The organism is Pseudomonas sp. NY5710, from assembly GCF_013305665.1.
Classification (GTDB): Bacteria; Pseudomonadota; Gammaproteobacteria; order Pseudomonadales; family Pseudomonadaceae; genus Aquipseudomonas; species Aquipseudomonas juntendi.
The window spans coordinates 3,067,577-3,081,632 of the sequence record NZ_CP045554.1 but is presented as its reverse complement, the minus strand read 5'-3'; the positions used below and the strand labels follow the sequence as shown (position 1 = coordinate 3,081,632).

The following is a 14,056-nucleotide window of genomic DNA, read 5'->3' as shown; positions in this document are numbered from 1 at the left end:
CGGCTGGCTTGCCGTAGTGTTCAGGCGCCGCTGACCAATTGCAGGGCCAGCTGGTTGTGGCGTTCCAGCACCCGTGGCAGATCGACAGTGGCCAGCTGGCCGTCCTTGACCACCACGCGGCCATTGATGACGCTGGTGTGAACCTGGGTCGGGGTGCAGAACACCAGAGCGGCCAATGGGTCGTTGTGGCCGCCGGCATAGGCCACATGGCCGAGGTCGAACGCGACGAAGTCGGCGACCATGCCCGGTGCCAGAGCGCCGATGTCGTTGCGGTTGAGCACTTTGGCGCCGCCCAGGGTCGCGATTTCCAGCGCTTCACGGGCGGTCATGGCGTCGGGGCCGAAGCCAACCCGCTGCAGCAGCAGGGCCTGGCGCACTTCGCCGATCATGCTGGCGCCGTCATTGGAGGCCGAACCGTCGACGCCCAGGCCAACCGCAACGCCGTGGTCACGCATCTTGCGCACCGGGGCAATGCCGGAGGCCAGGCGCATGTTCGAGCAAGGGCAGTGGGCAACCCCGGTACCGGTACGGGCGAACAGCTCGATGCCATGCTGGTCGAGCTGTACGCAGTGGGCGTGCCAGACGTCGTGGCCGACCCAGCCGAGGTCTTCGGCATACTCGGCGGGCGTCATGCCGAATTTTTCACGGCTGTAGGCGATGTCGTTGACGTTCTCGGCGAGGTGGGTGTGCAGCGAAACGCCATACTGGCGCGCCAACACCGCAGCTTCGCGCATCAGGTCGCGGCTGACCGAGAACGGCGAGCAGGGCGCCACGACGATGCGGCGCATCGACCCGTGACTGGCATCGTGGTAGTCCTCGATCAGGCGCTGCGACTCTTTCAGAATGTCGGCTTCCTTCTCGACCACCGTATCCGGCGGCAGGCCGCCCTGGCTTTGCCCTACGCTCATGCTGCCGCGCGCGGCATGAAAGCGCATGCCGATCTCGCTGGCGGCATGAATGCTGTCGTCGAGCTTGCAGCCGTTGGGGTAGATGTACAGGTGGTCGCTGGAGGTGGTACAGCCGGACAGCAGCAGCTCGGCCATGGCGGTCTGGGTCGACACCGCGATCATTTCCGGGGTCAGCCGAGCCCAGATCGGGTACAGGTTGGTCAGCCAGTTGAACAGTTCACCGTCCTGAGCCGCCGGTACCACGCGGGTCAGGCTCTGGTACATATGGTGGTGGGTGTTGACCAGGCCGGGGATGACCACCTTGCCGGCCATGTCCAGCACCACGTCGGCGTGCTGTGGCAGGCTGTCGCTGGGGCCCACTTGCTTGATCAGGTTGTCTTCGATGTACAGGCCGCCGTTTTTGATTTCGCGGCGTTCACTGTCCATGGTGACCAGCAGTTGGGCGTTTTTGACGAGGAGGGTCTTCTTGGTAGCGGTAAATGACATGGCTTAAGCCCGTCGCAATACGCCTGGGCGATTACCGAGGTCGTAGGCGAGCGCGTATGTAATCAGGAATCGTTAAAGTTGTATACATCAGCGGCTCATTGGTGAAATCCAGTCATCCGATTAGTGAAATAACACCAGAAATACGAATTCATTTTGCCAATAGACTGGTGACCTTATTTCTGGAGCCTGTCTTGATGTCCGCTTTTGAACCAAGCCCTGGGGTCGCCACCCCGAGCCGGCACGCTGCGATCAGCATTGCCATTCTGGCGTTTTCAGCCTTTTTGATCGTGACCACCGAATTTCTCATCGTTGGCTTGTTGCCCGCGCTTAGCCAGGACCTGGGTATTTCCATATCACTGGCAGGGCAGTTGGTCACCCTGTTCGCATTCACCGTGATGCTGGCCGGCCCGCTATTGACGGCGGCGTTGGCGCACCTGGACCGCAAGCGCCTGTTCATCGGCATTTTGCTGGTCTTCGCCGCAGCCAATGCGCTGGCTGCTGCCTCCGGCAGTTTCTGGGTGCTGGCCGTCGCCAGGGTGATTCCGGCACTGGCGCTGCCGGTGTTCTGGGGCACCGCCAGTGAAACCGCCGGCCACCTGGCTGGGCGCGACAGGGCCGGGCAGGCCATCGCCAAGGTCTACCTGGGTATCTCGGCGGCGATGTTGCTGGGTATCCCGTTGGGGACCGTGGCAGCAACGGCGGTGGGGTGGCGCGGTGCATTCTGGATCCTGGCCGCGTTGTCGCTGCTGATGGCGCTGGCGATGTGGGTATGGATGCCGCACGTGGCGCGCACGGCGAAAGTCGACTTCATGCAGCAGGCGCGCATTTTCAAAGAGCGTTTTTTCCTGGCCAATGTGCTGCTGTCGGTGGTGGTGTTCACGGCCATGTTCACGGGCTACACCTACCTGGCCGATCTGCTGCAGCGGGTAGCGGGCGTGGCCCCGGCGCATACCGGCTGGTGGCTGATGGGCTTTGGCGCGGTCGGCTTGCTCGGTAACTGGATCGGCGGGCGGGCCGTGGACCGCTCACCGCTCAGGGCCAGCGCGCTGTTCCTGGTGCTGTTGGCCATTGGCATGGCGGCGCTGGTGCCGCTGGCCCAGGGGGTAGTGCTGTTCTGCCTGGCGCTGGCGCTGTGGGGCGTTGCCAACACGGCACTGTACCCGGTGAGCCAGGTGCGGGTGATGAGTTCGGTCACCCATGCCCAAGCCCTGGCGGGTACCACCAATGTGTCGGCGGCCAACGCCGGTATCGGCCTGGGGGCCGTGCTGGGTGGCATGACCATCTCCCACCTGGGGGTCGGCTACGTGGGCTACGTGGCGGCTGGCATCGCCCTGCTGGCGCTGGCGTTGGTGCCCGTGGTGGGCCGGCTGGCGCCTCAGCCCGGTGCGCAGGCCCGGCTGCCGTGAGGCGCCAGGCGCGGTAGCAGGTAGTCGAGCAAGGCGCGGACCTTGGGTAGCCCTTCGCGGCTTTTCAGCCACACCAGGTTCATTGGCAAGCCGTCGGTGGCCAGCGCCGGCAATACTTCGACCAGGCGCCCCTGGTCGAGGTACTGCTGGGTCAGCCAGGTGGGTAGCTGGCCGATGCCATGGCCGGCCAGCACCGCTGCCACTTCGCCTTCGCCATCGCCCACGGCAATGCGCGGCTGCACGCTACGCCGCTCCATTTCGCCGGGGTGGCGGCCTTTGAAGTACCACGGGCTGACCAGGCCGTCGGTGTGGCCATAACCCACGCAGTGGTGGTGCTCCAGGTCGCGCTCGTGTTGCGGTACGCCATGCTTTTCCAGGTAGCCAGGCGCGGCACAGAACATCAGGCGCTGGGCACCGAAGTATTGGTGGCCCAGCGCCGCCGGCCAGGCATCCGGGCCACCGATGCGCACCACGATATCGATGCCCTCGTGCACCGGGTCGACGAAACGGTCGGAGAACGACACATGCGGCTGCAGCAACGGGTGCAGACGGATGAAGTCGAGGATCAGCGGCAGCACATGCAGGCGACCGTAAGAGGCGGGCAGTTCGATCCGCACTTTGCCATGGGGCTGGCCATCGCTGGCCGCCAGGGTGTGCTCGACTTCTTCCAGGTCGGCCAGGACCGAGGTGCAGGTGCGATAGAACACCACGCCCGCTTCACTCAGCGACAGGCTGCGCGTGGTGCGGTTGAACAGCCGGGCGCCCAGGCGGGCCTCCAGCCGGGCCACGCTCTTGCTGATGGCCGAGCTGGTCAGGTTGAGCCGCTCGGCAGCTGCCGTGAAACTGCCCAAGTCAGCGACGGCGACGAAAACGTCAATGCCTTTGAGGCGTTCGGAAGAGTACATGGGTGGCTTCTTTGATGAACTGGGTTCCCGGTTCGGGTGTGCCTATTGAAGCCTCGCACGTGGATTTCATCAATGAGTTTCGCCTGGCCTGGCCGGCAACGTTACCCGAAACGCCCGGGTGAGCCCCAGCAGTACCAGCAGGCCCATGCCCATCCAGCACAGGCCAATGCTGAACGACAGGCTGGTCAGGCTACTCCACAGCCACAGCGTGCTGAGAAAACCTAGCCCCGGTATGGCGCCGTACAGCACCACATTACCGGCACCGCGCAGCTTGCGGTCGATGAGGTAGTGCTTGACCACTGCCAGGTTCACCGCCGAAAAGGCGAACAGTGCGCCGAAACTGATCATGTTGGCCACGGTGTCGAGGGTAATGACCAAGGCAATCAGCGACAGCAGGCTGACCACCAGGATGGCGGTGGCCGGTACGCGCTTTTTCGTTGCAAGCTGGCCAAACGCCCGCGGCAGCACGCCGTCACGGCCCATCGCGAACAGCACCCGTGACACGCTGGCTTGCGACACCATGGCCGAGGCGAAGCAGCCGGCCACGTAAGTGGCGGTGAATGCGCTGACCAGCAGTTCGCCGCCTACCCGGCGCATGACGTCCACCGAGGCCGAGTCCGGGTCGGCAAAGCTGCCCCAATCGGGGAAGACCAGTTGTGCGCAGTACGACACCACCAGGAACAGCAAGCCGCCGATCAGGGACACAGCAAGGATCGCCAGCGGAATACGGTAGGTCGGGTTGCTGGTTTCCTCGGCCATGGTCGAGACCGCATCGAAGCCCAGGAATGACAGGCACAGTACGGCCGCGCCGGTCATCACCAACGGCACGCTGAAACCGTCGTGGTGGAACGGCGCCAGCAGCGAAACGGGTTCGGCCTGGCCGCTCAGCCTGAGCACGGCCAGGCCGACGAAAACCACGATGAACACCAGTTGCGTCACCACCAGGATCCAGTTGACGCGGGTGATCGACTCGATGCCGATCAGGTTGAGGAAGGTGACCAGCGCAATGGACCCTGCCACCCACACCCAGGCATGAATGGCCGGGAAGTATTCCGACATGTAGATGCCGATCAGCAGGTAGCTGAGCAGTGGCAGGAAAATGTAGTCGAGCAGCAGGGTCCAGCCGGTGATGAAGCCGATGTGGCTGCCAAAGGCCTTGCGGGTATAGGTGTAGACCGAGCCGGAGTAGGGGTGGGCCTGGACCATGCGGCCGTAGCTGTAGGCGGTCAGCAGCATGGCGGCGAGGGTCACCAGGTAGGCAGTGGGCAGGTGCCCCTTGGTCATCTGGGTGACCAGCCCATAGGTGGTGAAGACCGCTAGCGGCACCATGTATGCCAGGCCGAACAGCACCAGGGCGGTCATGCTCATGGACTGGCGCAAACGCCCGCTGCTGGCGGCAGGTTGCGCGATGGCGGGCGGGGTGGTGGGGTGAGCTGTAGTTGTTGTTGTATGCATTGCTAACTCCTGGAAAGGGATGCAGGCCACCGCGGCAGGCGAGCAGGCTCGTTACCGGGGGTGTCGTGCAAGGAGGTCGAGCGCAAGGCTCGCAGCGCTGGGGCGGGTTGATGCTCCCACACCCCGGCAGCACCCGGAATCACCCTTTGGGGTGAGCCGGCTGGCCGCTGCCTGGGCTCACCCCAAAGGGTGATTCCGCAGGTTCCCCTGCCATGGGAGTATCTGCCCAACCACGCACCGCACTGGCGGCGGTGCCTTACTCCATATGGCAGGCCGACAGTGACTATCCAATTGCTTTCAGAACAGTGGTTCGAGCACCAGGCCAAGGTCACCGAGGCAATCGGCCGGCCTGGCTTCGCCGCCAACCTGTTTGCAGCACTGGGCGTGATCCGGCCGATCCAGGCCACCACGGTGTACCTGTACCCGCACGACGGCATGCCCTGCGCGCTGTTCGAGCAGGACGACAAGGCGCCCTGGCAGCCCGAAGGCAACGTCAGCCGCTACCTGTCGGGTTTCTACCTGCTCGACCCGTTCTACGGTGCTTGCCTGGAGCAGCTGGGGTCTGGCTGCTACGGCCTGTTCGAGGTGGCACCTGACCATTTTGGGGTCAGCGAGTACTACCAGTCGTTCTACCGCCACTCGCACCTGGCAGACGAACTCAACTACATCCTGCAGCTGGCCCCCGGCCAGAGCCTGGCCGTGTCGCTGGCCTTCACCGACAAGCTCGACCCGCAAACCCGTGCGCTGTTCGGGCACATCACGCCGTGGGTGCTGGCGGTACTCGGCAAGCATTTCGCCGGCTTCGACAACCGTGCCGGGCGCTTCGAGAACATCCTTGAGCAGCGTATTCACGCTGCGCTGAACAACTTCGGCAGCTCGTTGCTGACCGAGCGCGAATGCCGCATTGCCCAGCTGATCTTGCGCGGCCATTCGACCAAGTCGCTGGCCGAGCGCCTGGGCGTGTCGGAAGACACCATCAAGTCGCACCGCAAGAATGTCTACGCCAAGCTCGATATCGGCACCCAGTCCGAGCTGTTTTCCCTGTTCATCGACGCGCTGGCCAATGCCCAGGGCGTGCTGGGCAAGGACCCGCTGGAAAGCTATATGGGCAAGCGGCGCTGAGCGCCGCTGCCGTGCACCCCACCGCAAAGGAAAACCAACAATGAATGCGCCTTTCGCCCCGCAACGCCAGACCCGTGACTACCAGGCAGCCGACGCCGCGCACCACATCCATGCCTTCCTCGACCAGAAGGCGCTGAACGCCGAAGGGCCGCGGGTGATCGTCGGTGGCGAGCGCCTGCACCTGTGGGACAGCGAGGGCAAGCGTTACCTGGATGGCATGTCCGGGCTGTGGTGCACCCAGCTCGGTTACGGCCGCCGCGACCTGACCGCCGCTGCCGCCAGGCAGATGGACCAGCTGGCGTACTACAACATGTTCTTCCACACCACCCACCCGGCGGTGATCGAGCTTTCGGAGCTGCTGTTCAGCCTGCTGCCCGGGCACTACAGCCACGCGATCTACACCAACTCCGGCTCCGAGGCCAACGAGGTGCTGATCCGCACCGTGCGGCGTTACTGGCAGGTGGTCGGCCAGCCGAGCAAGACAATCATGATCGGCCGCTGGAATGGCTACCACGGCTCGACCCTGGCGGCCACGGCGCTGGGTGGCATGAAGTTCATGCACGAAATGGGTGGGCTGATCCCGGATGTGGCGCACATCGACGAGCCCTATTGGTACGCCGAGGGCGGTGAGCTGAGCCCGGCCGAGTTCGGCCGCCGCTGTGCCTTGCAGCTGGAAGAAAAAATTCTGGAGCTGGGCGCCGAAAACGTTGCCGGCTTCATTGCCGAGCCGTTCCAAGGCGCAGGCGGCATGATCTTCCCGCCGGAAAGCTACTGGCCGGAAATCCAGCGCATCTGCCGCCAGTACGATGTGCTGCTGTGTGCCGACGAGGTGATTGGTGGCTTTGGTCGTACCGGCGAATGGTTTGCCCACGAATACTTCGGCTTCCAGCCCGATACCCTGTCCATTGCCAAGGGCCTGACCAGCGGCTACGTGCCCATGGGCGGGCTGGTGCTGAGCAAGCGCATAGCCGAAGCCCTGGTGGAGCGGGGCGGGGTGTTCGCCCACGGCCTGACCTATTCCGGCCACCCGGTGGCAGCGGCGGTGGCCATCGCCAACCTGAAAGCCCTGCGTGACGAAGGCATCGTGCGCCAGGTGAAGGACGACACCGGCCCCTACCTGCAGCGCATCCTGCGTGAGGTGTTCGCCGACCACCCGCTGATTGGCCAGGTGCAGGGCGCAGGCCTGGTGGCGGCGCTGCAACTGGCAGAGCACAAGCCTACCCGCAAGCGCTTTGCCAATGAAAACGACCTGGCCTGGCAGTGCCGGACCTTCGGCTTCGAGGAGGGGGTGATCATTCGCTCCACCCTGGGGCGGATGATCATGGCGCCGGCATTGATCGCCAACCACAGCGAGCTGGATGAGCTGGTGGAAAAAACCCGCATCGCCGTTGACCGCACGGCGCGCCTGGTTGGCAAGCTCTGACAGTCAGTCAGCACAACCGCTTGAAAGGAGTACAAATGTACACCCTCGAATTCTGGCAGCAACGCGCGGCGGACCTGTACCTGCCGGCCAGCGCCCTGATCGCTGGCAAAGCCGTGAAGGCACAAAGTGGCGCGACCTTTGCCGCGATCAATCCCGCCACCAACCAGGTGCTGGCGCAGGTCGCCGCCTGCGCCCAGGCCGACGTCGACCTGGCCGTGGCCAGCGCACGGCAGGCCTTCGAGCACGGCCCGTGGGCGCGCATGGCCCCCGGGCAGCGCAAGCAAGTGCTGCAGCGCCTGGCCGAACTGATCATGGCCCACCGCGAAGAGCTGGCATTGCTGGACTCGCTGAACATGGGCAAACCGGTCATGGACGCGTACAACATCGATGTGCCCGGGTCGGCGCAGGTATTTGCCTGGTACGGCGAGGCGCTGGACAAGCTCTACGACCAGGTGGCGCCGACAGCCGCCAATGCATTGGCCACCATCACCCGTGAGGCCCTGGGCGTGGTGGCGGCGGTGGTGCCGTGGAACTTCCCGCTGGACATGGCCGCCTGGAAGCTGGCGCCGGCCTTGGCCGCGGGCAACAGCGTGGTGCTCAAGCCGGCCGAACAGTCGCCGTTCTCGGCCTTGCGCCTGGCCGAACTGGCCCTGCAAGCCGGGTTGCCCGAAGGCGTGCTCAACGTGGTGCCGGGCCTGGGCGAGCAGGCCGGGCAGGCCCTGGGCCTGCACCCAGACGTGGATTGCCTGGTGTTCACAGGCTCCACCCAGGTGGGCAAGTACTTCATGCAATACGCGGCGCAGTCCAACCTCAAGCAGGTATGGCTGGAGTGCGGGGGCAAGAGCCCCAACCTGGTGTTCGAGCACTGTCAGGACCTGGACTTGGCTGCGGAAAAGGCGGCCTTTGGTATTTTCTTCAATCAGGGTGAGGTCTGCTCCGCCAACTCGCGGCTGTATGTGCAGCGTTCCATCCACGATGAGTTCATCGAGCGCCTGCAGGCCAAGGCCCGGCAATGGCAGCCTGGCAACCCGCTGGACCCTTCGAGCCGCGCCGGGGCGATTGTCGATGCCGGCCAGGCAGCGCGTATCCAGGCCGCCATCGACCGCGCGCGGCAAGAGGGCGCGCGGCTGGTGTGTGGCGGTCGGCGGTTGCATATCGGCGGTTCGGACAACTACATCGAGCCGACCATCTTCGCCCAGGTCGATGCCAGCATGAGCCTGGCGCAGGAAGAAGTGTTCGGGCCGGTACTGGCAGTGAGTGCCTTCGACAGTGAAGAGGAGGCGGTGCGCCTGGCCAATGACAGCATCTATGGCCTGGCGGCTTCGGTGTGGAGCGACGACTTCAACCAGGTGCACCGCGTGGCACGGGCGCTGAAAGTCGGTACCGTGTCGGTGAACACGGTCGATGCACTGGATGTCACGGTGCCTTTCGGTGGCGGCAAACAGTCGGGGTTCGGCCGCGACCTGTCGCTGCATGCGTTCGACAAGTACACGCAGCTCAAGACCACTTGGTACCAGCTGCGCGGCTGAACCCGGGCCGGCGGCAAGCACGAACTGCCGCCGGCCGCTCACTCATACGCCTGCACCCCGGCAATATGCCGCCCTGCCACGTAGCCGAAGGTCAACGCGGGCCCCAGGTTGATGCCGCCAGACGGGTACCAGCCACCGAACACACTGGCCATGTCGGTACCTGCCGCGTACAGCCCGCTGATTGGCTGGCCGCTGGCATCCAGTACCCGTGCCTGGCCATCGGTGCGTAACCCGGCAAAGGTGCCAAAGCAACCCGGCTTCACCTTCACCGCGTAGAACGGGCCCTGTTCGATCGGCGCCACACACGGGTTGGGGCCTGGGTGTTGCGGGTCGCCTTGCTTGCGGTTGAATGCAGTGGAGCCGCGGCCGAAGGCCGGGTCCTGGCCGTGGCGTGCATGGCTGTTGAAGGCCTCGACGGTGGCGCGCAAGCCGGCCGCATCGATGCCGCAGGCAACCGCCAACGCTTCGAGTGTGGCGCCACGTTTCAGGTAGCCGCTGCGCACATGCGGCCACACCGGCAGTGGCGCCGGGCGGGCATGGCCCAAGCCATAACGGCGCAAGAAACGGTGGTCACACACAAGCCACGAACACACCTCCTGGTCCGCTGGCACTGCCGCGACCATGGCTGCCACATAGTCATAGTAACCGTGCGCTTCATTGACGAAGCGCTTGCCGTTGGCCAGCACCCCGATGATGCCCGGTTTGCCCCGTTCGATGATGTGCGGGAAATGGCCGACAGTGCCATCGCCATGCGGCACCTGCGAAACCGGCGCCCAGGCCACCGGCGACTGCAGGTCGGTGGCCACCACGCCACCTGCTGCCTCGCCCAGGCGCAGGCCATCGCCAGAGCACCCCTTTGGCGGCAGGGCCAGGGTGTCGTGGCCGCTGGCGTCGCGGGGGAACAGCTGCCGGCGGCGGGCAGCGTCGTGAGGGAAGCCGCCCGCTGCCAGTACCACTGCCTTGGCGCGGATACGCTGCTCGCCCTGCGGGGTCGTCACCAGCGCGCCGCACACCTGGCCCGCTTCGACCAGCAAATGCTTGGCCGGCGCCGACACCTGCAGCTGCACGCCCAGGTCCTGCGCCGACTTGGCCAGCCGCGCTACCAGTGCCACGCCGTTGACCAGGTGCATGGCCCGGCCATGGCGGGCCAGGTGGTACATGTGCCGGCCGAAGCGTTTGCACACGTGCAGCAAGGCTTTGGGCGAACGGGTCATGTTGAGGAACGCGGCAAGGTCGGCGCCGGCCATGATCGGCATGCCCATGAACGAGGTTTCGCGCAGGGTCTGGCGCAGGCGTGGCAGCAGTGCACCCACCTCGCGGGCATCGTACGGTGCGGCAATCACCTGATGCCCACCTTCGGCGGCGCCAGGGGTGTGGCCGTGCATGTCCGGTATCGCATTGCCGTCGGCAAACTGCAGCGCCGTGTGTTTCTCGAAAAACGCCACCATGTGCGGGCAGGCTTCAAGGAAGGCGTCCACCCGTTCGGCATCGTAATGGGCACCCAGCTCATTGCGCAGGTAGGTCCGTGGCTGCTCGATGTCTTCGTCGATGCCGGCGCGGCGTGCCAACGGGTTGCGCGGGACCCAGGCCCAGCCACCGGACCAGGCCGTGGCGCCGCCCAGCACCGGCTCTTTTTCTACCAGAATCACCTTTTGCCCATGCCAGGCAGCTGTCACAGCGGCGGCCAGCCCGGCGGCGCCTGAACCTATCACCAGTACATTGCATTCGGTTTCGAAGGGGGCAGGGGGCATCGCACAAATCCTGTGTTGTTATTGGAACGTTGTTCCATATTCTTATTTGGCCTGCCTGGATCCGCAAGGGCACGGCTGGCCGCCCACTCAACAAGCGGGCGATAATCGAACACTTGGCAGGGCATTGCATCTGTACGCTATCGGGAATATGGAATCATCTTCTAGAATTCGCAAAACGTAGCAAGGACCTGTGTCATGGCTGGTAGTCAGATCGAACGCGCCTTCAATCTTGTTGAGAGCCTTGCCGGTGAGCCTCAGGGCCTGGCATTGCAAACCCTGGCCGAGCGCCTGGAGATCCCTAAAAGCGCCGCACACCGCATGCTGGCCGAGCTGATGCGGCTGGGCTACGTACGGCAGAACCGTGACAACAGCCGCTATCAGCTGTCGGCCAAGCTGGTCGCCCAAGGCTTCCGTTACCTGGCCAGCAGTGGTGCCGATGTTATTCAGCCGATTCTCGACCGCCTGGCCCAGGGCAGTGGTGAGCTGGTGCGCCTTGGTGTCATCGATGGGGGGCGGCAGACCTGGATCGCCAAGTCCCAGGGCGCGCGCTCCGGGTTGCGTTACGACCCGGACATGGGGCGCGACGCGCCGCTGTTCTACACCGCTTCCGGGCACGCCTGGCTGGCCAGCCTGGACGATGAGCAGGCGCTGCAGATGGTGCTGCGCCAAGGCATTGCCGACCCGGGCCAGTTCGGCCCGAATGCGCCGCGCACTACCGACGAGTTGCTTGCCTACCTGCACCGCGCCCGCGAGCGGGGTTATGCGTGGGTCGAACAAACCTCGGCGGTGGGCACCTCGGCGCTGGCTGCGGTGGTGCGGCGCCCGCAAAGCGGCGAGGTGATTGGCGTGCTGAGCATTGCCGGGCCCAGTGCACGCCTGGCGCCAAGCCGTTTGGCCGAGCTGGCCCCTCTATTGCTGGCGGCCACCGAGGAACTATCTGCCGCCAGCCACGCCAGCGAACTGTTTGCCTGAGGGATATTCCGGTCGATTACCGCACAGTCTGTTCAGCAGGCTCTTCTGAAAAGTTGAACCTGGTTCTAAATTGCTGAGGGTGCATTGTGGAACGCTGTTTCATATTCGCACCACAACAATGACAAGAGGACAGGCTGTTGAACGCACCCCTTCGTATCGCCCTGGTCGGCGCTGGCATCATGGGTCGCCAGCATTACCAGCACTTGCGCAATGTACCCCAGGCCCAGTTGTGCGCGGTGGCCGACCCCGGCCCGCAGGCCGAAGCCTTCGCCGTCGACTGTGGCGTGCCGTACTTTGCCGACCATCGGCAGATGCTGCAACGCGTGCAGCCCGAGGCGGTGATCATCGCCAACCCGAACAACCAGCACGTGGCCACTGCGCTGGATTGCGTCGAAGCCGGCGTGCCGGTACTGGTGGAAAAACCGGTCGGCGTGCAGCTGCAGGAGGTGCGGGCGCTGGTCGAGGCGTCGCGGCGGTGCAAGGTGCCGGTATTGGTCGGCCACCATCGTCGGCACAATCCACTGATCGCCAAGGCGCACCAAGTGATCAGCGAAGGCAGGCTGGGCCGGCTGATCAATGTCACCGCACTGTGGCAGTTGCAAAAGCCCGACAGCTACTTCGACACCGCCTGGCGCCGCGAGCCGGGTGCGGGTTTTTTGCTGACCAACCTGATCCATGACCTCGACCTGCTGCGCTACTTGTGCGGCGAGGTGGTACAGGTGCAGGCCTTCACCCGCAACGACGTGCGGGGGTTCGCCAACGAAGACAGTGCCGCCGTGCTGTTGCAGTTCGCCAATGGCGCCTTGGGTAGCCTGACCGGCTCGGACGCCGTAGCGGCGCCCTGGAGCTGGGAGCTCGACTCGGGTGAAAGCCCGGTCTACCCGCGCCAGGATGGCCAGCCGTGTTATCTGCTGGCCGGCACCCAGGGCTCACTGAGCATTCCTCAGCTCAAGCACTGGCACTACGCCGAGCCGGGTTCGGGGTGGCACACACCGTTGTTACAGCACCAGCACAGCATACCCGCCGGTGAAGCATTGACCCTGCAGTTGCAGCACTTCGTGCGGGTCGCCCGCGGTGAACAGCCGCCTTTGGTCGATGCCGCCGACGCGGGCCGCACCCTGGCACTGATCGAAGCGATCCGCCAGGCTGCCGCCAGCGGCCGCGCCTGTGCTCCCGAGCACATTGCCTGATACCCTCTTTCTGGTGACGACGAATGACTGATCGAATATTTTCCCTCGCGGCCCTGACGGTACTCGAACTGTCCCCGCCGGACATGGTTGAGGCTGCTGCCCGCGCTGGCTACAGCCATGTTGGCCTGCGCCTGATGCCGGCCACCGAGCAGGAACAGCACTACCCGCTGGTGGCCGATGCCGATCTGCGCAGGCAGACCCAGGCACGCCTGCGCGATACCGGCATCCAGGTGCTGGACCTGGAGATCCTGCGCCTTAAGCCGGACACCTGCGTGGCGGATCTCGAAGCCATCCTGGCGGTAGGTGCCGAGCTGGGGGGCACCGAACTGCTGGTGGCAGGCAACGACCCGGACGAAGCACGGCTCACCGAGCGCTTTGCCGCATTGTGCGAGCTGGCGGCGGGCCATGGCATCCACCCGCACCTGGAGTTCATGCCCTGGACCGATGTACGCGACTTGCGCCAGGCCATGCGCGTGGTAGCCAACGCCGATCAGGCCAATGGTTGCGTGCTGGTGGACGCGTTCCATTTCAACCGCTCCGGCTCTGCGCTGAGCGACCTGGCGCAGTTGGCGCCGCAACGCATGCGTTATGCCCAATTATGCGACGTGGCGGGGCCTGTGCCGGCCGACATGGACGAAATCCTGCGCCAGGCGCGTAACGAACGGCGCTTCCCGGGTGATGGCGATGCCGATCTGGTCGGGCTGCTGCGTGCGCTACCGGCGACCCTCCCGCTGAGCCTGGAAATCCCTACCCGGCAGTTGCTGGAACAAGGGATCAGCGGCGAACAGCGTGCGCGCATGGCGCTGGACCACGCCAGGGCGGTATTGGCCAAGGTCTGATAGTGGCCAGTGCGCCGCGCCTTCGTTGACCGGGGCGCAAAAAAAGGGCCCGCAAGGGCCCCGTAGAGGT

The 14,056-nt window shown here is 64.9% G+C and carries 11 protein-coding genes; 7 read left to right on the top strand and 4 right to left on the bottom strand.

Annotated features, from left to right (window positions below):
• Positions 1-20: 20 nt before the first annotated feature.
• Positions 21-1,394 carry an 8-oxoguanine deaminase gene (locus tag GEV39_RS13875; protein ID WP_173889768.1) on the bottom strand — a complete coding sequence of 458 codons (1,374 nt, stop codon included), beginning with the start codon at positions 1,392-1,394 and terminating at the stop codon, positions 21-23.
• Between the two features lie 194 nt (positions 1,395-1,588).
• Here GEV39_RS13875 and GEV39_RS13870 point away from each other — a divergent pair, with 194 nt between their 5' ends.
• Positions 1,589-2,800 carry an MFS transporter gene (locus tag GEV39_RS13870; protein ID WP_173889767.1) on the top strand — a complete coding sequence of 404 codons (1,212 nt, stop codon included), beginning with the start codon at positions 1,589-1,591 and terminating at the stop codon, positions 2,798-2,800.
• On the opposite strand, the gene GEV39_RS13865 is transcribed toward GEV39_RS13870, so the two are convergent.
• Both GEV39_RS13865 and GEV39_RS13860 read right to left on the bottom strand, forming a co-directional pair.
• Positions 2,770-3,705, bottom strand: coding sequence for a LysR family transcriptional regulator (locus GEV39_RS13865; RefSeq protein ID WP_173889765.1), 936 nt, complete (start codon positions 3,703-3,705; stop codon positions 2,770-2,772). The genes GEV39_RS13870 and GEV39_RS13865 overlap by 31 nt on opposite strands.
• A 69-nt stretch (positions 3,706-3,774) precedes the next feature.
• Positions 3,775-5,160 carry an APC family permease gene (locus GEV39_RS13860; RefSeq protein WP_173889763.1) on the bottom strand — a complete coding sequence of 462 codons (1,386 nt, stop codon included), beginning with the start codon at positions 5,158-5,160 and terminating at the stop codon, positions 3,775-3,777.
• Positions 5,161-5,439: 279 nt separating this feature from the next.
• On the opposite strand from GEV39_RS13860, the gene GEV39_RS13855 reads away from it, so the two are divergent.
• From GEV39_RS13855 to GEV39_RS13845, 3 genes are read left to right on the top strand one after another with little or no spacing between them, the layout of a single operon-like run.
• Positions 5,440-6,282, top strand: a complete 843-nt coding sequence (locus GEV39_RS13855) for a helix-turn-helix domain-containing protein (RefSeq protein WP_173889761.1) — start codon at positions 5,440-5,442, stop codon at positions 6,280-6,282.
• A 40-nt stretch (positions 6,283-6,322) separates the two neighbouring features.
• A complete protein-coding gene (locus tag GEV39_RS13850) occupies positions 6,323-7,705 on the top strand; it encodes an aspartate aminotransferase family protein (RefSeq protein ID WP_009685103.1) in 1,383 nt (460 codons plus the stop codon).
• Between the two features lie 35 nt (positions 7,706-7,740).
• A complete protein-coding gene (locus GEV39_RS13845; RefSeq protein WP_173889759.1) occupies positions 7,741-9,234 on the top strand; it encodes an aldehyde dehydrogenase in 1,494 nt (497 codons plus the stop codon).
• A gap of 38 nt (positions 9,235-9,272) precedes the next feature.
• On the opposite strand, the gene GEV39_RS13840 is transcribed toward GEV39_RS13845, so the two are convergent.
• Positions 9,273-10,985 (bottom strand): FAD-dependent oxidoreductase, encoded by a 1,713-nt coding sequence (locus GEV39_RS13840; RefSeq protein WP_173889757.1) that lies wholly within the window; start codon positions 10,983-10,985, stop codon positions 9,273-9,275.
• Between the two features lie 195 nt (positions 10,986-11,180).
• Between GEV39_RS13840 and GEV39_RS13835 the strand changes: the two genes are divergently transcribed.
• The 3 genes from GEV39_RS13835 (at position 11,181) to GEV39_RS13825 (ending at position 13,986) form a co-directional block, all read left to right on the top strand.
• Positions 11,181-11,957: an IclR family transcriptional regulator gene (locus GEV39_RS13835; protein ID WP_173889755.1), complete on the top strand. Its 777-nt coding sequence runs from the start codon at positions 11,181-11,183 to the stop codon at positions 11,955-11,957.
• Positions 11,958-12,094: 137 nt separating this feature from the next.
• On the top strand, positions 12,095-13,147 hold the full coding sequence (locus GEV39_RS13830; protein ID WP_173889753.1) for a Gfo/Idh/MocA family protein: 1,053 nt from the start codon (positions 12,095-12,097) through the stop codon (positions 13,145-13,147).
• 23 nt (positions 13,148-13,170) lie between these two features.
• A complete protein-coding gene (locus tag GEV39_RS13825) occupies positions 13,171-13,986 on the top strand; it encodes a sugar phosphate isomerase/epimerase family protein (protein WP_173889751.1) in 816 nt (271 codons plus the stop codon).
• Positions 13,987-14,056: the final 70 nt, after the last annotated feature.